The sequence below is a fragment of the Niallia sp. NCCP-28 genome (assembly GCF_023168165.1).
In the GTDB taxonomy this organism is placed as follows: Bacteria; Bacillota; Bacilli; order Bacillales; family Cytobacillaceae; genus Niallia.
In genome coordinates this window covers 176,043-195,759 of record NZ_BQYJ01000002.1, presented here as the reverse complement: position 1 = coordinate 195,759, position 19,717 = coordinate 176,043, and the positions used below count along the sequence as shown (strand labels likewise).

The following is a 19,717-nucleotide window of genomic DNA, read 5'->3' as shown; positions in this document are numbered from 1 at the left end:
ATAGGCTTTTCTAATCATATGTAAAGCCATCCGCAAAATCCGGATGGCTTTTAGATAACGACAAATTCATTTGTATTGTTGGACTAATTTCATCCATGCTTTTATTCACTGTTTTAAGTTATGGCTTTCTTTGATATGTCCATACTCTATTATGATTAGAGTTTTCTGGGAATCGATCTCCTGCCCTCATTTTTAAAAACTGAGGATTATTGACATTGCTTCCTGTTTCACCAATCTCTATATACATTCCATTATTCGGCGCTTTTTGACCGGCACGAAACTGTCTATTCTGTCCCATAAAATTCCTCCTTACACCATACATACAGTTAATTGCATTCTTAACTGCTTTTTTATTATTTCCGATTTCCCTGTTGTCATTAAGGAAAATATTGTTTAAATCATTAAGCTGAAAAAATGAATATTCGAACACGACATTTTTTGTAAAAAAATAGCTATTTTAAAAAAAATGAAACAAATCATTAGATAATTGAAGGAAAAATAAAAGAAACTGGCACAACGGAACAACTTTTTTCCATAGAGTAATTTTAAAGAACCAGGGCATACTAAAAAAACCCCTTTAAAGGGGTTTTTTAAGCTAAAATTTCAACTAATAATGCTTTTTGGGCGTGTAATCTATTGCCAGCTTGCTGGAATATATATGAGTTGCTGCCATCAATGATTTCGGCTGTTACTTCTTCTTCCCGATGAGCCGGCAAGCAATGCAAAAACATATAATCATCTTTTGCATGCTGCACTAATTCCCTATTAATTTGGAAACCTTGGAAATCTTTTAATCGTTGTTCATTTTCTTCTTCTTGGCCCATGCTAGTCCAGACATCTGAATAGATAATATCTGCATTTGCAACTGCTTCAATTGGATTTGTTGTTAAACAAATCGTACTACCGCTTGCACTTGCAAAACTTTCTGCTTTTGCAACTACTTCTTTATTTGCTTCGTAGTTTTCTGGTGTCGCAATTGCAATATCAATGCCGACTTTTGAACAAGCCATTAAAAGAGAATGCGCTACATTATTTCCATCACCTATATAGGCAAGCTTTAATCCCTTCAGTGTACCTTTTACTTCTAAAATAGTAAGTAAATCTGCCAATGCCTGGCAAGGATGATAAAGATCTGTCAAACCATTTATAACGGGAATAGATGCATACTCCGCTAATTCAATAACTGTATCATGAGAGAAAGTCCGAATCATAATTGCATCAAGATATTCTGATAACACTTTAGCTGTATCAGAGATTGGCTCTCCTCTGCCGATTTGAAGATCACGACTATTTAAGTATAAAGCATGGCCCCCTAACTGCAGCATTCCAGCTTCAAAAGATACTCTTGTTCTTGTAGAGGATTTCTCAAAAATCATCCCTAATGTTTTTCCTTTTAGAGGCGTATATTCCTCTCCATTTACCTTTGCTTTTTTAATTTCTTGTGCTTTATTTAAAAGATTTAAAATCGTTTCAGGTGAAACATCCGCCAATGTCAACAGATCTTTGCCTTTTAAGCTGGTACTTGATGCTGTAATCATACTGTACTCACGTCCTTTTTTAACATATCATGCCATTCATCGATTGAATTCACACTAAATTTATCTGCTTTAAAAGAATCTATAAATGCTTCTGCACTTTCTTCTTGCGTAAAAGTAATAATACGGTTTCTTGTCGCTAATTCCCTTAATGTTTGATCACTTTCAAGACCAGTATTATTATAAAAAGCGACTGTTTCAGGTTCAGCAAGCAAAGCATGCATCCCTGCTGCTCCTGTTTTTACAACCAGTCCTTGTGTTTCTGCCTTGGCGCAAAGCGCAGCTGCATCTTTATCTGTTTTGATGACAATTTGTTTCTTTTCTGTTTTCTTTAAAGAAGGATGGAACACTTTCTTTAAAGCTTCTTCCATAGAACTTGCAAGTGCTATGCCTTCACCAGTTGATCGCATTTCAGGCCCAAGCTTTGAATCAAGCCCTTTTAAGGCATAATTAGAATACACAGGATATTTAATGCAAGTAAATGGGATATTGTCTTTAAATGTTTTTTCTTCCTCTGTCAAAACATATTTTCCAAGCATTATTTTTGTGGCAATTTGCACTAATGGAATCCCTGTTACTTTGCTTACAATCGGCACTGTTCTGCTTGCTCGAGGGTTAACTTCGAGCACATACACATTATCTGCATCAATAATGTATTGAATATTCATTAAACCTTTATAAGAAGTATGTCTGACAATTTTTTGCGCATAAGCAAGCATTTTTTCTTTCACTTGCTGTGATAAGTTTTTAGCTGGCAAAATAGACAAGCTATCACCTGAATGTACGCCAGTTTTTTCAATATGCTCCATAATTGCTGGAACGCAAATATCAAATCCATCTGCTGCAACATCTAATTCTGCTTCGCTTGCATACATAAACTGATCAACAAGAACGGGATATGGAATATCTGTCTGCAAATATTTTTGCAAATCATGTTCTGTTTCAATTCGTTCCATCCCTTTACCGCCAATTACATAGGATGGTCTAATAAGAATAGGAAATCCTAATTTTTCAACAGAGGCTAATAATTCTTCTTCTGCAAAAACAATATCTCCTTTAATATGAGGAATATCTTCTTCATCTAATAATTGATAAAACAAGTCTCTATCTTCTAAAAGATCAATCACATGACTGCTATTGCCTAAAATCTTTACACCATATTCTTCTAAGCCTTTGGCAACATTTAGAGCAGTCTGGCCGCCTAATTGAACAATTACTTCCTCGATGCCTTCTGACTCAATTACATTCATAATATCTTCAATTACTAACGGTTCAAAATAAAGTTTATCGGCAGTAGCAAAATCTGTACTTACTGTTTCTGGATTATTATTGATAATAATCGTTTCAATATTCTCTTCTTTAAGAGCGAATACACCATGAACAGAACAGTAATCAAATTCAATTCCTTGGCCGATTCGAATTGGCCCACTTCCGATTACTAAAACTTTTCTTTTATTGCTTTCTGTCTGTTCATTTTCACCATAATAGCTAGAGTAATAGTAATTTGTTTTTGCCTCAAACTCTGCAGCACATGTATCGACCATTTTATAAATCGGCAAGATATTTAAAGACTTGCGTTTTTTGCGGATTTCCTTTTCTTCTACATTCCATTTGCTAGCAAGAAACGCATCGCTAAAGCCTTTTTCTTTCCATTTAGAAAACATTTCTTTAGTAGCAGCCTCAAGACTTGCTGCCGCTATTTCTATTTCCATATTAATTAATCGTTGGAATAGATGAAGATAGAATAGATCTATCTTTGTTAAATAATGAAGTTCATCAACACTAATGCCTTTTCTCATTAACTCTAAAACAACAAAAAATCTTTCATCTGATTGTTCTTTTAGCTTAGTGAATAACTCATCCACTGTTTTATCCGCTAAGTTTGGCTGTTCTAAATCATTTACTTTTATCTCCAATGATCGAATTGCCTTTAATAGTGCTCTTTCTAAATTACGGTCAATTCCCATTACCTCACCAGTTGCCTTCATTTGTGTTCCAAGGTTTCGAGAAACATTTGGAAATTTATCAAAAGGCCATTTTGGAAATTTCACCACCACATAATCAAGAGCTGGTTCAAAACTAGCAAAAGTGTCGCCGGTTACTGGATTGATAATTTCATTTAATGTATAACCTACAGCAAGTTTGGCTGCCATTCTGGCAATAGGATAGCCAGTTGCTTTTGATGCTAAGGCAGAAGATCGGCTCACCCTAGGATTAACTTCAATTAAATAATATTTTTTGCTCTTTGGATCAAGGGCAAATTGAATATTGCATCCACCAATAATGCCTAATGCGGAAATAATTTTAATAGATGCAGAACGAAGCATTTGATATTCCACATCTGTTAATGTTTGCGAAGGTGCAACAACGATGCTGTCACCTGTATGAATGCCAACTGGATCAATATTTTCCATATTACAGATAGTGATGCATGTATTCATATGATCACGCATTACTTCATATTCTACTTCTTTAAATCCTGCAATGCTTCGTTCCACCAAACATTGTCCGATAGCACTTTCCTGTAAACCGCCAGAAACAAGTCTTGTAAACTCATCCATGCTTGCTGCAATCCCACCGCCTGTTCCTCCTAACGTATAGGCCGGGCGCACAATAATTGGAAAGCCGATTTCTTCTGCAAATTGAACAGCTTCTTCGACATGATGAACAATTTTGCTTTCTGGCACTGGTTCATTTAATTCATACATCAATTCACGGAATGCTTCACGATCTTCCCCTTTTTTTATCGATTCAATAGAGCTTCCAAGAAGTTTGACATTATATTTATCCAAAATTCCTTTTTCACTTAATTGAAAAGCTAAGTTTAAGCCCGTTTGCCCACCTAGTGTTGCAAGCAAACCATCTGGTTTTTCCTTTTGGATAATCATTTCTAAAACATCCACTGTGAGCGGCTCAAAATAGATAGAATCTGCAAATGTTTGATCTGTCATAATAGTTGCTGGATTATTGTTTACAAGTATAACTTTATACCCTTCTTCTTTTAGCACCATACATGCTTGCGTTCCAGCATAATCAAATTCCGCTGCTTGACCGATAACGATTGGACCTGATCCGATTACGAGTATTGTTTGAATAGTTGTGTCTTTAGGCATGTGCGAAAACTCTCCCATAATTTGCTTTAACATTTTCTATAAATTCATCAAAGATATACTGTCCTTCAGCAGGACCTGGATTTGCTTCTGGATGGAATTGTACGGTTTGCAATGGATAGATATCATGAGACAGGCCCTCTACAGATCCATCATGCAAATTGTAAAAACGTGCTGTACATCCTGTATTTTTTAAACTGTCTTCTACAACCACATAGCTGTGATTTTGGGAAGACATAATTACTTTTTGATTTTTTTTGTCCATTACTGGATGATTGGCACCGCGGTGCCCAAACGATAGTTTGCTAGTTTCAGCACCCAATGCTAAGGCTGCTAGCTGATGGCCTAAGCAAATGCCTAACGTTGGATAATGTTGAATTAGCGCTTGCACAGTTGGCAATACTTCTTTTAATTCTTTTGGATCCCCAGGTCCATTTGATAATAAAATTCCATTTGGAGCTAAATTTTGAATATTTTCAAATTCTGTGTTGTATGGCACAACCGTTACTTTGCAGCCTCTTTCTAATAAGCAGTCCACCATTGATTCCTTTTTGCCGAAATCCACTAAAACAATATGATGATCACCGTTGCCATATTGCTGCAAATCGCTTTCAGAAACTTTTGCCACTTTTTTTGTATCCTTTATAAGAGAAAAGTCTTCTTTTCGAGGCATTTCCTCTGTTGTTAAAACAGCAGGCATTGAACCAGCCTGACGGATATTTTTTACAATTGCTCTCGTATCCACATGTGATATTAAAGGAATATTCCACTTATCTAAATATTCCAACAATGAATGCTGTGATTGGTAATGAAAAGCGTCTTTATTTGCTTCATATACAACCACTCCAGCTACATGTGGCTTTTTGCTTTCAAAGTCTTCATTATTTATTCCGTAATTACCAATTAATGGATAAGTAAAAACAATGATTTGATCTTTATAAGAAGGATCTGTCAGCACCTCTTGGTAACCTGTCATTCCAGTAAAAAAAACAATTTCTCCACTTGCTGTTTGATTCACAGCTTTTGTTTGAAATGTTCCTTTATATTTCGCTCCATTCTTTAAGTGCAAGTATCCTTCCATTTTGTACACCTCTATATCTCAATTTTACACTTCTTTTAAGTTGATCTGAATTTATTGATCGATTGATTCAGACTGTATATTTATTTTTCATTTCTTATAATTATACATTAACTTGCAAGAAAATACATCTTAAACTGTCATTTTTGTGTAAGAATTTAAAAGTTTTCCGATTATTTCTACTGCCGAGTCTATCTCTTCTTTTGTAGTCGTTAATGCCGGAAGCAGTCTAATAACATTAGTGCCAGCAGGCAATGCAATAAATTCTGCTTTTCTTAGCTCGCTTAAAATAGTCGCCACTTCCAAATCTACTTCAATTCCGATCATTAACCCTAAGCCGCGAATATCTTTTACATATTTGTTTGATTTTAATTTGTCTTGGAGTGCATGAATTAAATAGTTGCTTTTTTCATTGACCTCTTGTAAAAAGGCTTCATTAAAGACAATCTCCATTGTTTTGCTGGCTGCTGCCATAGCTAATGGGTTTCCTCCAAATGTGGTTCCATGGCTTCCTGCGCCAAAAAATTCTTTTAAATTTTCTTTCGCAGCAATAGCGCCAACTGGAATGCCATTTGCAAGTCCTTTTGCTATAGAAATGATATCTGGGTTTAAATCAAATTGCTGAAATGCAAATGGAGTGCCGGTTCTGCCTATTCCTGTTTGAATTTCATCAATAATCAAAAGTGCCCCTTTTTCTTTGCAAAGCGCTTCTGCCTTTTGAAGGAATTCTTTTGCAGCTACATGAATGCCTCCTTCTCCTTGAACTACTTCTAGCATAACAGCTGCTGTATCATCCGTTAATTGCTGTTCTAATGCATATATATCATTAAAAGGAACATATTCAAATGTTTCTAGCATGGGTCCATATCCATTCTTTATTTTATCTTGGCCCGTTGCCGACATCGTTGCAAATGTTCTGCCATGAAAGGAGGATAAGAATGTAATAATCTTTGATTTGCCGGTCGCTTTTCTAGCTAGCTTAATAGCCGCTTCATTTGCCTCTGCACCGCTATTGCTGAAGAAAACACAATCCATTCCGCTTCCTTTAACGATTAATTCTGCAGCTTTCTCTTGCAATGCAACAGGAAATAGATTAGATACATGCCAAAACTTGTTTAACTGTTCTTCAACTGCTTTTTTTACTTCCTCATTGCAATGTCCTAAACCGCAAACACCAATTCCTGAAGTAAAATCCAAATATTTTTTTCCATCCGTTCCTATTAAGCAGCTGCCTTTTGCCGCTTCAGGTTCAATTTCCCATTTTGCATAAGTTGGAAATAAATGACTCATTTTATGACCTCCAGTTTCTCAACAATTTGTGTGCCAAACAATGTTTTCCCATCATAAATCGCTTTTTTTCCTGAGACAATCATAACACTTTTTAAACCGCTCTCTAACGCTGCAAGTGAGGATGTCACTTTTGGAATCATGCCGCCTGTTATTTGTCCTTCTTCTATATACTGGTGAACTTCTTTTTGTTCAAGAATATTCGCTACTTTTCCATCTATTAAAATGCCATCAACATCTGTCACAAATAAACAATGTTCTGCATTTAAGCTTTTGGCAACTGCTGCTGCTGCATAATCTGCATTAATATTTAAAATTTGCCCATTTTCTGTAATGCCAAGCGGCGTTATGACAGGAATTAATCCAGCTGTTAAAAGCTTTGTGATTAACTTATTATTCACGGCTTCCACATTTCCAACATATCCTAGTGCTGCCTCATCAATAAGAGATCCTTGAATAATTTGATTATCTGTGCCATTTATTCCGATTGCTTCCAAATGATGGCTATTTAATAAGTGCACAAGTTTTCTATTCGTTTTTCCTGAGAGCACCATCTCTACAATATTCAGTGTTTCTTTTGTTGTTTTCCGTAAACCATTATGAAATTCTGGTGCAACTCCTGTAAGTTCCAGCATTTCATTAATATCAGGGCCGCCTCCATGAACAAAAACTAATTGAAAGCCAGCTCTTTGCAATTCTGCTAAACTGGCAAAAAAATCTTCCTTCAATTGATCTATAACACTGCCACCGCATTTTATAAGGATTGTTTTCATCGAAGTCACCTCTTATGTCCGATAGCTTGCATTTATTTTGACGTAATCATAAGATAAATCGCAGCCCCAAGCTTTTCCTTTTGCCTCTCCATTATGAAGATCAACTGTTATTTTTATAAAATCCTGTTCAAGATAGTTTATTGCTTCTTCTTCAGAAAAATCTTGTGGTTCACTATTTTTCAGCATCACAATATTTCCGATTGCAATATCTACTGAAGCTGGATTAACATCTGTATTCGTTTGCCCAATCGCTGTAATAATGCGGCCCCAGTTAGCATCAGAACCATAAACAGCTGTTTTCACTAAGTTAGAGCCAACAATTTGTTTTGCAATGGCTCTTGCCTCTTCTTCTGTTTTGCTTCCTGACACTTCTACTTCAATAAGCTTCGTTGCTCCTTCTCCATCCTTAGCAATTTGCTTTGCCAAACTTTCGCATGTTTTTGCTAAAAGTTCTAAAAATACTGGATAATCAGGATGTTCCGCTGTTAGTGCTTCGTTTGCGGCCATTCCATTTGCCATCACCAAAACCGTATCATTTGTTGATGTATCTCCATCTACTGTTATTTGATTAAAGGTCGTCGGAATGACCTTGCTTAATGAGCTTTGCAGACAATCAGAATCTATTTTGGCATCGGTTGTAATAAATGCAAGCATTGTTGCCATATTAGGATGAATCATTCCTGATCCTTTAGAAGTTCCGCCCATCGTCACTGTCACACCGTTGATTTTTGCCGTATAACAGCATTTCTTCATGACTGTGTCTGTTGTTAAAATTGCTTCTTGAAATGCATCTGCATGGCTCGCTGTATTTCCTGCGCTTATTTGTTGGATTCCTGCAGCAATTTTATCCATTTTTAAATATTCTCCAATAACGCCTGTTGACGAAACGGCTACGTATTCTTTTTTGACTTGCAGATGTTCAGCCAATAATTGACGCATTTCATATGCATCCTGAATCCCTTTTTCTCCTGTACAAGCATTTGCACATGCACTATTTACGACAACTGCCTGAATTAGCTTTTCTGCTTGAATTGATTCTTGAGTTACTTTTAATGGAGCTGCTTGAAAATGGCTTGTTGTATATACAGCAGCAGCATTTGCAGGCACCTCGCTAACAATTGCTCCCAAATCCTTTTTGTTATAACGCAGTCCGGCATGTACACCTGCCGCACTAAATCCGATTGGTGTAACAATGCTTCCATCTACGATTTCTTTTATACATGATGATTGTTCTTCATTGATATTTGATATAACCTGCACTTTTTTTGCTCCTTTCTTATGGGTACAGCGGTAAAAAGTTGAGCCCTGTCGTTTCATGCAATCCATTCATTATATTTGCATTTTGAACCGCCTGCCCTGCTGCCCCTTTCATTAAATTGTCAATGACAGATATAATAGTTAGTCTTCCTGTTCTTTCATCCACATCCACACCAAGATCACAGTAATTCGACCCGCTGACCTCTTTAATAGTCGGAAAATGCCCTAATGGTCGAACACGGACAAAAGGATGATTTTTGTATGCTTCTTCATATAATTCATGAATAGTACTCGTTGTATATTCTTCTTTTAATGAAACATGTATCGTCGACATAATCCCTCTATTGATAGGCAATAAATGTGTTGAAAATGTAATTGGTTTAATATCGCTGTTCCAATCTGATAATTGCTGTTCAATCTCTGGAATATGCTGATGTTTATTTACCTTATAAATTTTGAAATTTTCATTCATTTCTGCAAGCATGGTATCCCTTGATGGACTTCTTCCTGCACCTGAAATTCCCGACTTTGCATCAATGATAATACTATCTGTTCGAATTATTTTTTCTTTTACTGCTGGAGCCAATCCCAATAATGCTGCGGTAGGATAGCAGCCTGGGTTGGAAATCCATTTTGCTTTTGCGATTTCTTCTCTGTTCCACTCTGTAAGACCATATACAAATTTATTAATCAACTCCGCTTTTGCAGGCTCTTTTTTATACCATGTTTTATAATCTTCTGTATTCCTTAATCGCAAATCACCAGACAAATCGACCATTTTGATTGCTGTATGAGAAAATTCTTCCACTAATTTACTGGATACACCTGATGGAGTGGCAAAAAATACGATATCACTTTCCTCTGCTATTTTCGCAACATTTATTTTTTCTAATTTATTTTCAATAATATTATATAAATGAGGATATTCGTTCCAAACTGGAACCTCTTCTCTTGTTGTATGAACAGAATGTATATTAATGGTTGGATGTGTATGCAAAATCCTAATTAATTCTACCCCGCCATAGCCTGTAGTACCGATGATTGCTGCCTTCATAATTTCCTCCTTCAATAGGAAATGATGTATATTTAATCATTTTTTTTTATATTTATTAATATTCGATTCTCTTATTATAAAAACTTAGCATTATAAAATCAACCTGTTTTTTCATAAAAGTTTTAGTTTTCTAACTTTTTCGGCAGTTTATTAGAGTGAAATACATAGAAATAAAATTTAACTGAATTGTTGCGGATGAAGAACGAATAAATTTACTCTCCACATTATATTTTTAATGCTTGGTTTGCATTGGCTTGAGATTATTCCATGGTTATCAGCTATTCATTCGCCGTCCCACTCCTTTTATTCACCATATTGCTACTTACCGAATCTTTTCATTGTCCATTCTTTCCATCAACACAAATAAAGCTGCCCTGCATTAGGACAGCTTTTTCATTGCAATCAATTTATAAATCTTCTATTACAATATACGATGCTTTTACAGGTCCATGCACACCTACAACTAAATCCATTTCGATATCGGCTGAGTTGCTTGGCCCTGTAATATAATTGATGCAGCTTGGGATTTTTTCTCCATTTTGCACTTTTTCTCTTAATTTATGTGCTGCTTGTGTCATTCGTGGCACTAGTGTGCTTTTTGGTATAAGCATAATAGAGTTTGTTGGCAAAAAGCTGACGGTTCTGCCTCGATCATTGCCACTATACAAAACTACTGTGCCTGATTCGGCTAACGTTATTTCACTGATTGTTATGCCAATATTAGCATTTTCTGCTTTTTGAATATTTTCTTTGCCTTTTGATGCTTGCCATTCGTATACTTCTATATTTTTATTAGGCAAATCTTGTGTTAATAAATTGCTGACACCATATTCCCCGTAGCGGGAGTCTTTCCAAGTAACGATTGGTCCGCCGCCATATTCTGAAATCAAATCCTCTAACTTTTGCGGGAGATCTGCTTTAGTTGTAATGATTAGATCTGTATGAATTTTTAAACACTGTGTTTTTAATACTTCTAATAATTCATCTTTTGTTGCATCTTTTAACACTTGCTCCTGAGGATTATATGCCCATGCAGGTTTTGCCACTTCTACTTTTCTTTCTCTGCCCAATCTTGTTGCAATGTTTTTTAAAAAGGCATCTCTATTTTGAATAGTTCCTTGCATTAGCTTTTGCCTCCTTTATCGCGGTTTTTATACCAGTCACGGAATCTCTCTTTGGTTGGAGCAGGGAAGTCGCGGATATCCGTCCATTCTTTTATTAACCCGACTCCTTTAGTAATTTTGTCTCCCTTAGATAAAGGTTTTGTTAATGCCGGCGCCATTTTTGAACCGATATTATATAAAGCTGGCGAAGCAGCTCCAAGACCAAATGCCTTAAAGATCAGCTTTTCTGATACTGGAGCTTTTCCTTCCCTCTCTACAATGACTTGGCGATGTTTATGCAATAATTCATGAAGAGGGATTTTCACTGGACATGCATCTGTACAAGCTGCACATAATGTAGATGCATATGGAAGCTCTTTAAATTCATCATACCCACCTAAAAGTGGGGATAATACAGCTCCAATTGGACCTGAATAAATAGACCCATAAGAATGTCCGCCTACTTGTCTGTAGACAGGACAAACATTTACACATGCTGCACAGCGAATGCATTGAAGAACCGATTGGAATTCTCCGCCAAGTATATCTGATCTTCCGTTATCCACTATAACTAAATGGAATTCCTCTGGCCCATCTACATCCCCTGCTTCTTTAGGGCCTGTTAGAGTAGTTACATAACTCGTCAGCTTTTGGCCTACTGCACTTCTTGTCAACATTCCAACAAGTACTTCCATTTCATCAAATGTGGGAACAATCCTTTCCATTCCCATTACAACAATCTGTGTTTTAGGCAATGCTGCAACAAGATCTGCATTCCCTTCATTTGTTACAAGGGTAATGGAACCCGTTTCTGCTACTGCAAAGTTGCAGCCAGTTATCCCAATATCTGCCGTTAAATATTCCTCACGAAGGACTTGGCGGGCATGCCATGCCAGTTCCTCTGGTCTTTCTGTATTCGTATAATTTAGTTTTTTTGCAAATACATCACGAATTTGTTCTTTATTTTTATGTAATGCTGGAACAACAATATGCGACGGAGGATCATGATCATCTACTTGCAAAATGTATTCTCCTAGATCTGTTTCAATAACCTTGCAGCCAGTGCCTTCGAGCTTTTGATTAAGAGAAATCTCTTCTGTCACCATTGATTTTGCTTTTACTACCTTTTTAGCATTTTTCTTTTTGGCTATCTCTTCAATATAGGTGCTCGCTTCTTCTGCTGTTTTTGCAAAAAATACATGCCCTCCTCTTTTGGCCACATTTTCACTTAATTCGTATAAATAATAGTCAAGATTCTCCAGGACATGCTGGCGTATTTCTTCCCCATGTGAACGCCATTCTTCCCAGTTTCCCATTTCATCTGTAACTGCGTTTTTTCTTCCTTGAATAGTTTCTTGTGCTTTTGAAACAGCACCACGCATAAATTCATTTTGCAATTCGCTTTTTACCCTAGACTTAAATTCTACGGAGCTAGTTTTCATTGACATAGCTAAAATCTCCCTCCCCTTTTATAAACGGCTATTTAAAACTTCTGCAATATGAAGCGCTTTAACCGGTTTTCCTTTTCTTCCCAAACGTCCGCCAATATTCATTAAACAGCCTGCATCTGCACTAATAATATAATCTGCTCCTGTTTCTTCTATACAACTAACCTTTTCATCTACCATTTGTTCAGATATTTGCCCCATTTTCACCGAAAAAGTTCCGCCAAATCCACAACAGTTTTGTTTTCCTGGCAAATCTTCATATTCTAAACCCTTTACATTTTTCAGCAGTTTAATAGGAGCTTCTTTGACACCTAATAATCTAGTCATATGACAAGAAGTATGGTAAGTTACTTTTCCATTAAAACTTGCTCCAACATCTTCTACTTTTAGCACATCTACAATAAATTGAGTTAATTCATATGTTTTTTTGGCAAGTTCTTTCGCTTTTGGCTCCCAGATAGGATTTCCTTTAAAAATATGCTGATATTCATGGAACATATAAGCACAAGATCCTGAAGGACAAACAATATATTCAGCATGTTCAAATGCTTTTATCATTGTTTTCATGGCACCTTTGGTTTCCTCTACATAGCCGCTATTATAAGAAGGCTGACCACAGCAAATTTGTGTAGTCGGAAAATCAATTTCACATCCTAAACGTTCTAATAATTCTACTGTTGCTTTCCCAACATCACTTTGAAACATATCAACTAAACAAGTTGCAAATAAAGTCACTTTCATTATGACATCCCCCTAAACAATCCATTATCCTTTTTAAATATACATGTGAACAGGTCATCTGATGACCTTTTTTTTGTAAAATCACTCTATATGCCTCCATAGAGTGTTTTTTTATTGATTCTATTCACTTTTAACAAAAGCCAAATAAACTACCATATTTTATATATTCTTAAATTAAGCGTTTTCATTAATATATTCCTAATTTTTTCAATTTGCAAGAAAAATTTTTTTTGTCTTTGCTTTTTAAGCTGAAATTTATTCGTGATGCTCTTTTTCATCAAAATATTTTTTGAGGACTTCCTCTACCTTTTGCAGATGATAAAGCATAGCCTCACTTGCTTTATTTTCATCTTTCTTCACAATAGCCTCATAAATCGTAAGATGCTCTTCATACAGACGTTCTGTTGTTGTTTGTTTAGAAAATAGCCATAATCGTCTCGTTTCTTTCATCGCTTCCTGCATTATATCGGAAACATTAAGCAATAAGTTTACAAGCAAAGGATTTTGCGAAGCTGCAGCAACTGCCAAATGAAAGTTTAGGTCTGATTTTTCTCCTAGTTCTTCTACGCCATTTGCCAGTTTCATTTCATCTAAAGCTGCTTTCATTGTTTTCAAATCTTCATTTGTTCGATTATTTGCTGCAGCCGCTGCTGCTCCTAGTTCCATGATTCTTCTTACTTCAAGGAGATGATTAATATCCTTCTTTTTCATCAGAATAGCAGAAGGAAGGGAAAACATAATTTGATCTGCTTCAAATTTTTTTACATAGGTTCCTTCCCCTTGCCTCATTTCGATTAATCCTTTTGCTTTTAATGCAGAAAGCGCTTCTCTAACGGCTGAACGACTTACTTGGAAATTTTCTGCAAGCTGTTGAACAGATGCCAGTTTTTCACCAGGCTTTAAATCGCCTGAACGAATTCCTTCATGTAAAGCTTCTGCTATTTCTTCATAGATTTTTTTAGGTCGAATCTGCTTAAATTCCATTGTTGTACCTCCAACGCGCCCATCCTTTTTATGTTATTATACTGCTAAAAGTTGCAATGTGCATAAAAAAAGACAATAAATCGTCAATTTTATGTTGTTTTTTGGAAAATATCATTTTATAATAAGTTCATCAAGTCATCAGATGACCAAGTTTTATGATGCGTAAAATTGCAAACGGTTTCTTTCGTCTGATGATGAAGCAATAAATAATAAATTAAAAAGTGAAAAGTGAAAACGCAACATTGAAAGAAAATAAAGGAGATGAATTTATGACGTTTACACAAAACTTTACCGTCGTTGGCGACAATCTGGCATTATCTGCTATAGTAGCGTTAATTCCAATTTTGTACTTTTTTTGGGCACTCGCTATTAAACGGATGAAAGGACATATCGCAGGTGTTACAACCTTGCTGCTTGCTTTGCTTCTTTCTGTAATCGCTTTCAAAATGCCTGTTGGAATGAGTGTTATGTCAGCAAGCCAAGGAATTGTTTATGGTCTCTTGCCAATTGGCTGGATTATTGTCACATCGGTGCTTTTGTATAAATTAACTGTTAAAAGCGGCCAATTTTCCATTATCCGCAACTTTATTTTATCTATTACAGAAGACCGCAGACTTCAAGCATTGCTTGTTGCTTTCTCATTCGGAGCGTTTTTAGAAGGGGCTGCTGGATTTGGGGCACCTGTTGCCATTTCCGCTGCCCTTCTAGTTGGACTAGGCTTTAACCCATTATATGCCGCCGGTATCTGTTTGCTGGCAAATACCGCTCCTGTTGCATTTGGAGCAATCGGTATCCCAATTACTGCTGTAGAAGGCCCTACCGGCATTCCAGCTATGGAAATTTCCAAAATGGTTGGACGTCAGCTTCCATTTATTTCAGTCTTTATCCCATTTTATTTAGTTATTATTATGGCTGGATTTAAACGAGTATGGGAAGTAATGCCTGCCATTTTAATATCCGGCGTATCTTTTGCTGTTACACAATATCTATCATCTAATTTCCTTGGACCTGAATTGCCGGATATTTTATCTGCATTAGTTTCCTTATTTGCTCTTGTTATCTTCTTGAAATTCTGGAAACCAAAAACTATTTTCCGTTTTAAAGGAGAAGCAGAAATTGCAGCTGCATCAGCTGAGCAAAAGAAAACAACAGAATCTACATATACAGCTGGTCAAATTTTTCATGCTTGGTCTCCTTTTTTAGTGTTGACTGCATTTATCTCGCTTTGGGGAATTCCTGCTGTGAAATCAGCACTGACTGGTCATTACGAAGGTGCAAACGCTATTTTAAAAGGGCTTAACAAGCTAGGGGAACTACTTACCTTTATGCCTGAAGTGCCATTGATTCATAATAAAATTATCAACGGTGCTGGTGAAGCAGTGGCCGCCATCTATAAAATAGAAGTTTTAGGAGCTGCAGGCACTGCTATATTATTTGCATGTATTATCACTAAATATATCTCTCGCCTTTCTTGGAAAGATGTGTATGAAACAACAAAGGAAACACTTTATGAATTAAAATTGCCAATATTAACAATTTCATCTGTAGTTGGGTTTGCCTATGTAACAAATGCATCCGGAATGTCGACAACTCTTGGAATGACATTAGCTAAAACAGGAGCATTGTTTCCATTTTTCTCTCCTGTCCTTGGATGGCTTGGCGTATTTATCACCGGCTCTGATACTTCTGCCAATTTGCTATTTGGAAATCTGCAAAAAATTACTGCCATGTCTGTTGGCATGGATCCTGTGCTTGCAGTTGCAGCCAACTCAAGTGGAGGAGTTACAGGGAAAATGATTTCCCCGCAATCTATTGCTGTCGCTTGTGCTGCTGTAGGTCTTGCAGGCAAAGAATCTGAACTACTTCGCTTTACTGTGAAGCATAGTGTATTCCTGCTGTTATTAATATGTATTATTACCTTCCTGCAAAACAATGTGTTTTCCTGGATGATTCCCTAAAATTCAACTAACAAAAAGAGAGTAAAAAATTCTTTGATAATTTTTTACTCTCTTTTTTATCTTCTTACAATGAGAACTGACCCCCATCTTCTTCTAACAGGATTACTTTTACCCTATCGCCGCATTTATATCCTTTATTTCCTCCAGGCAATATCATTAGCCCATTTGCAAACGCTAAGCTGCTCACAATATTGGATTTATCCACCCCGCTTGTCCGTGCCTCTAGCTTTCCATTGACAATGGAAACTTTACTTCTAATTAGGCGTGTAAATGGATTGGCTGTCGGAAAGTCCTCCATAAGTACAGCATCAACAACAGACAAATGAGGATTTTTGGAAAACAAAAAACTTTTTATAATTGGATTTGTAAATAATTCAAACCCAACATAACATGCAGAAGGGTTTCCTGAAAGTCCAAATAATAGTTTTCCATTTAACTGCGCTACAGTAGTCACGCTTCCAGGTCTCATTGCTATTTTATTAAAAAGAACTTCTGCCCCCATTTTGCGGTAAATATCTGGCAATAGATCATAATCTCCAACAGAAACGCCACCTGTTGTAATCAGCATATCAACAGAATCTATTTTACGTTGAATGGCTTCATAGCTTGTTTCCATAATATCTGGCAACTTGCCGAAATAGTGAGGGACAGCACCTGCTCTTTCAATTTGTGCCAAGATCATATATGCATTGCTGTTTCTTATTTTCCCTTCTTCTAGTTCTTCATGCACTTCCACTAATTCAGTTCCTGTAGCAAATACCCCTATAATAGGCTTTTTCGCAACGGGAACCTTTTCAATTCCAAAGGTTGCTAAAAGAGCTACTATTCCTGGATTTATTTTGGTTCCTTCTGGAATGAGTATCGTGCCTTTTTTTGTATCCTCTCCTTGAAAGGATATATTTTCTCCTTTACTTAAAGCATGATCTATAGTTATATAAGTTTTGTTCTCTTTTTTCCATTCCACTGTTTTTTCGAACATCACTACGGCATCTGTCTCCTGCGGCAGCATTGCCCCTGTCATTATTCTTATTCCTTGGTATTTGCCCAAATTCTTTTTAAAAACTTGTCCAGCTCCTATTTCATCAATTATTTCTAATTCAATAGGATTATCCTCAGATGCATGAATCGTATCTAATGATCGTAATGCAAATCCATCATAGCTGGAGCGATTAAATCTGGGAATATCGTGTGAAGCTGCTATATCTTCACATATATAGCGGCCATTGCTGTCAAAAATTGATACAAGCTCCTTTGTTCCTTTCTTTTTATATTCCATCACCCTTTTTATTGCATCTTCTACTAAAATGGGAAATCTTTTTTCTACCGCCATTTCTATTTTCCCCCAACTCTTATTTATGCATTTTATTAAAACCTAAAAAAAGAAATACTATGATAAGCATAAAGTATTTCTCAGATTGTAGAAAAAGTCAAAATACAAATTTTCAGGCTGATTAAAAACGTCTGCACATCAAAGAGCGAAGCCTTGAGAGGAGCGGAGTTACCAAAGTAGGCAATGAGCATCCGAACAGGACAAGCAACAAAGAAAGCAGGCTTTTGTCATCCAGCCTCTGATAAACATCATACATTATTTCTTCTAATTCCTTTTCTATTCCAGTTCCTTATTCTACTGGACAGCACTCAGCCGCCAATATAAGACATTTCTACTTTTTTGCGCAATGCTGCTGTTTCTTCTGTACGTTCATCTGAATACCTGTCCTGCCTATTCCACCAAATAGTTTGGATATACTTAACTAAATCAGCATCGGATGCCCCTTGACGCAAAAAGTCGCGAATATTATGGCCGCTTCCATTAAACAAGCATGTATAAAGCTTTCCATTTGCCGATAGTCTTAATCTTGTGCAAGTGGAGCAAAAAGATTCGGACACTGATGTAATAAAACCAATGTGAATATTTTCTCCTTTATAGCGATACTTTTTGGCAACTTCCCCATAATAGTCAAAACCAATTGCCTCTAGTTCATACTGCTGTTTTAGAATTTCATATATTTCTTTTTTTGTCATCACTTGATCCAGCTTCCAGCCATTTGTGCTGCCAACATCCATATATTCAATAAAGCGAAGTTCTAATTCCTCTTCTTTGCAAAATTGAGCCATCGGCAATATTTCTTTATCATTTAAGCCTTTTTTTAATACCATATTTATCTTAACGCCAAGTCCTGCTTCTTTTGCTGCCTGTATCCCTTTTTTCACAGGTGCGACGCCAACATTTCTGCCATTTATTTTTCCAAAAAGTTCATCATCCAAACTATCTAAACTAACATTTACTCTTTTGAGTCCTGCTTCTTTTAACTCTTTGGCATACTTAGGAAGAAGCACTCCATTTGTTGTTAAAGCAATGTCTTTTATCCCACTAATTTTGGTTAGTTTATCCACTAAAACAGGAAGATCTTTGCGAATTAACGGTTCGCCTCCAGTAAGTCTAATTTTTTCTACCCCTAATTCTGCAACTATCGCAGCTAACCTTTCAATCTCTTCAAATGAAAGCAATTCATCTTTTTGAAGAAAAGGAAAATCAGGCCCAAATATTTCCGCAGGCATGCAATATTGACAGCGAAAATTGCATTTGTCGGTAACACTTATTCTTAAATCCCTTAATGGTCTATTTAATTTATCTTGTATTGCAGCGAGTGTCATGATCTCTCAACTCCATTTAGAGACTTGATTCCAGTTTGTATAGGTTAATATCACTTTTCAAAAAGTACTATTATCAATATGAAAATAGGATTAATATACCCCATCTTTAATACAGTATCAAAAAAAGACAGAATTTTGAGAATCTTAATCCCGGACTTTAGTTAAATAAAAAAGTTTGTTGACTATATGCTATACCTTTTCTAAAGAAGATTATCGCTCCCTTAGAAAAGGATTATTTAAACCATGGCATTCCATAACAGCCAAAGCCATTTTCCGCTTAAACTTTTTTTATTGCACACCTAATGCAATTTTTGCATATCGAGACATGCGGTCCTTTGTCCAGGCAGGCGTCCAAACAATATTTACTTCTGTTTCTTTAATTTCCGGAATATCATTAAGTGCAGCTTTCACTTGATCAACAATAACGCCTGCTAATGGACAGCCCATTGCCGTTAATGTCATTTTTACCGTTAATACCCCGTCTTCCTTTAAATCTAAATCATAGATTAAACCAAGATTAACAATATCTACGCCTAATTCTGGGTCAATGACAAGCTCCAATGCCCCCATGATGCTTTCTTTTAATTCTTCATTCATTGTAAAACACTCCTTTGCTGTTGATAACATCATTTATTTATAAGATATTCTCCCTAGTATACTTCATTGTCGGCAAAAAACATTTATCACGCATTAACGGGCTACCCTCACCTAAAAGATTATAAAAAAACAAAAAA

At 36.2% G+C, this 19,717-nt stretch carries 16 protein-coding genes; 1 reads left to right on the top strand and 15 read right to left on the bottom strand.

Annotated elements, in window-relative coordinates:
* Positions 1 to 118: 118 nt before the first annotated feature.
* From NCCP28_RS05830 to NCCP28_RS05775, 12 genes are all read right to left on the bottom strand, one after another.
* A complete protein-coding gene (locus NCCP28_RS05830) occupies positions 119 to 298 on the bottom strand; it encodes a YjzC family protein (RefSeq protein ID WP_248560467.1) in 180 nt (59 codons plus the stop codon).
* A 292-nt stretch (positions 299 to 590) separates the two neighbouring features.
* Positions 591 to 1,538: an ornithine carbamoyltransferase gene (gene argF, locus NCCP28_RS05825; protein WP_248560466.1), complete on the bottom strand. Its 948-nt coding sequence runs from the start codon at positions 1,536 to 1,538 to the stop codon at positions 591 to 593.
* Entirely contained in the window at positions 1,535 to 4,648 is a 3,114-nt protein-coding gene (locus NCCP28_RS05820; RefSeq protein WP_248560465.1) for a carbamoyl-phosphate synthase (glutamine-hydrolyzing) large subunit, read from the bottom strand. Before NCCP28_RS05820 ends, argF begins: the two co-directional genes overlap by 4 nt.
* Complete coding sequence (locus tag NCCP28_RS05815; protein ID WP_248560464.1) at positions 4,641 to 5,726, bottom strand: carbamoyl phosphate synthase small subunit; 1,086 nt, start codon at positions 5,724 to 5,726, stop codon at positions 4,641 to 4,643. The genes NCCP28_RS05820 and NCCP28_RS05815 overlap by 8 nt, the downstream gene beginning before the upstream one ends.
* A 129-nt stretch (positions 5,727 to 5,855) precedes the next feature.
* The gene (locus tag NCCP28_RS05810) at positions 5,856 to 7,013 is read right to left on the bottom strand and encodes an acetylornithine transaminase (RefSeq protein WP_248560463.1); all 1,158 of its coding nucleotides are present in this window, start codon (positions 7,011 to 7,013) and stop codon (positions 5,856 to 5,858) included.
* Positions 7,010 to 7,783: an acetylglutamate kinase gene (argB, locus tag NCCP28_RS05805; protein ID WP_248560462.1), complete on the bottom strand. Its 774-nt coding sequence runs from the start codon at positions 7,781 to 7,783 to the stop codon at positions 7,010 to 7,012. The genes NCCP28_RS05810 and argB overlap by 4 nt, the downstream gene beginning before the upstream one ends.
* A gap of 12 nt (positions 7,784 to 7,795) precedes the next feature.
* Positions 7,796 to 9,043 carry a bifunctional ornithine acetyltransferase/N-acetylglutamate synthase gene (argJ, locus tag NCCP28_RS05800; protein WP_248560461.1) on the bottom strand — a complete coding sequence of 416 codons (1,248 nt, stop codon included), beginning with the start codon at positions 9,041 to 9,043 and terminating at the stop codon, positions 7,796 to 7,798.
* Between the two features lie 16 nt (positions 9,044 to 9,059).
* On the bottom strand, positions 9,060 to 10,094 hold the full coding sequence (argC, locus tag NCCP28_RS05795; protein WP_248560460.1) for an N-acetyl-gamma-glutamyl-phosphate reductase: 1,035 nt from the start codon (positions 10,092 to 10,094) through the stop codon (positions 9,060 to 9,062).
* A gap of 407 nt (positions 10,095 to 10,501) precedes the next feature.
* Positions 10,502 to 11,218, bottom strand: coding sequence for a LutC/YkgG family protein (locus NCCP28_RS05790; protein ID WP_248560459.1), 717 nt, complete (start codon positions 11,216 to 11,218; stop codon positions 10,502 to 10,504).
* Entirely contained in the window at positions 11,218 to 12,645 is a 1,428-nt protein-coding gene (locus tag NCCP28_RS05785) for a LutB/LldF family L-lactate oxidation iron-sulfur protein (RefSeq protein WP_248560458.1), read from the bottom strand. The genes NCCP28_RS05790 and NCCP28_RS05785 overlap by 1 nt, the downstream gene beginning before the upstream one ends.
* 21 nt (positions 12,646 to 12,666) lie before the next feature.
* Positions 12,667 to 13,386 carry a (Fe-S)-binding protein gene (locus tag NCCP28_RS05780; protein ID WP_248560457.1) on the bottom strand — a complete coding sequence of 240 codons (720 nt, stop codon included), beginning with the start codon at positions 13,384 to 13,386 and terminating at the stop codon, positions 12,667 to 12,669.
* A 255-nt stretch (positions 13,387 to 13,641) separates the two neighbouring features.
* Entirely contained in the window at positions 13,642 to 14,370 is a 729-nt protein-coding gene (locus tag NCCP28_RS05775; protein WP_248560456.1) for a FadR/GntR family transcriptional regulator, read from the bottom strand.
* A 269-nt stretch (positions 14,371 to 14,639) separates the two neighbouring features.
* Between NCCP28_RS05775 and NCCP28_RS05770 the strand changes: the two genes are divergently transcribed.
* The gene (locus NCCP28_RS05770) at positions 14,640 to 16,328 is read left to right on the top strand and encodes an L-lactate permease (protein ID WP_248560455.1); all 1,689 of its coding nucleotides are present in this window, start codon (positions 14,640 to 14,642) and stop codon (positions 16,326 to 16,328) included.
* A gap of 64 nt (positions 16,329 to 16,392) precedes the next feature.
* On the opposite strand, the gene NCCP28_RS05765 is transcribed toward NCCP28_RS05770, so the two are convergent.
* The 3 genes from NCCP28_RS05765 to NCCP28_RS05755 form a co-directional block, all read right to left on the bottom strand.
* Positions 16,393 to 17,658 (bottom strand): molybdopterin molybdotransferase MoeA, encoded by a 1,266-nt coding sequence (locus NCCP28_RS05765; RefSeq protein ID WP_248560454.1) that lies wholly within the window; start codon positions 17,656 to 17,658, stop codon positions 16,393 to 16,395.
* A 308-nt stretch (positions 17,659 to 17,966) separates the two neighbouring features.
* Positions 17,967 to 18,983, bottom strand: coding sequence for a GTP 3',8-cyclase MoaA (gene moaA, locus NCCP28_RS05760; protein ID WP_248560453.1), 1,017 nt, complete (start codon positions 18,981 to 18,983; stop codon positions 17,967 to 17,969).
* Between the two features lie 288 nt (positions 18,984 to 19,271).
* Positions 19,272 to 19,580, bottom strand: a complete 309-nt coding sequence (locus NCCP28_RS05755; RefSeq protein ID WP_248560452.1) for a metal-sulfur cluster assembly factor — start codon at positions 19,578 to 19,580, stop codon at positions 19,272 to 19,274.
* Positions 19,581 to 19,717 lie beyond the last annotated feature (137 nt).

Coding starts and splice junctions, on each gene's coding strand:
- NCCP28_RS05775 (WP_248560456.1), bottom strand. CDS start 14,370: ATGGAATTTAAGCAGATTCGACCTAAAAAAATCTATGAAGAAATAGCA.
- NCCP28_RS05830 (WP_248560467.1), bottom strand. CDS start 298: ATGGGACAGAATAGACAGTTTCGTGCCGGTCAAAAAGCGCCGAATAAT.
- NCCP28_RS05755 (WP_248560452.1), bottom strand. CDS start 19,580: ATGAATGAAGAATTAAAAGAAAGCATCATGGGGGCATTGGAGCTTGTC.
- NCCP28_RS05780 (WP_248560457.1), bottom strand. CDS start 13,386: ATGAAAGTGACTTTATTTGCAACTTGTTTAGTTGATATGTTTCAAAGT.
- moaA (WP_248560453.1), bottom strand. CDS start 18,983: ATGACACTCGCTGCAATACAAGATAAATTAAATAGACCATTAAGGGAT.
- NCCP28_RS05770 (WP_248560455.1), top strand. CDS start 14,640: ATGACGTTTACACAAAACTTTACCGTCGTTGGCGACAATCTGGCATTA.
- NCCP28_RS05810 (WP_248560463.1), bottom strand. CDS start 7,013: ATGAGTCATTTATTTCCAACTTATGCAAAATGGGAAATTGAACCTGAA.
- NCCP28_RS05765 (WP_248560454.1), bottom strand. CDS start 17,658: ATGGCGGTAGAAAAAAGATTTCCCATTTTAGTAGAAGATGCAATAAAA.
- NCCP28_RS05815 (WP_248560464.1), bottom strand. CDS start 5,726: ATGGAAGGATACTTGCACTTAAAGAATGGAGCGAAATATAAAGGAACA.
- NCCP28_RS05790 (WP_248560459.1), bottom strand. CDS start 11,218: ATGCAAGGAACTATTCAAAATAGAGATGCCTTTTTAAAAAACATTGCA.
- argB (WP_248560462.1), bottom strand. CDS start 7,783: ATGAAAACAATCCTTATAAAATGCGGTGGCAGTGTTATAGATCAATTG.
- argC (WP_248560460.1), bottom strand. CDS start 10,094: ATGAAGGCAGCAATCATCGGTACTACAGGCTATGGCGGGGTAGAATTA.
- argF (WP_248560466.1), bottom strand. CDS start 1,538: ATGATTACAGCATCAAGTACCAGCTTAAAAGGCAAAGATCTGTTGACA.
- NCCP28_RS05785 (WP_248560458.1), bottom strand. CDS start 12,645: ATGTCAATGAAAACTAGCTCCGTAGAATTTAAGTCTAGGGTAAAAAGC.
- NCCP28_RS05820 (WP_248560465.1), bottom strand. CDS start 4,648: ATGCCTAAAGACACAACTATTCAAACAATACTCGTAATCGGATCAGGT.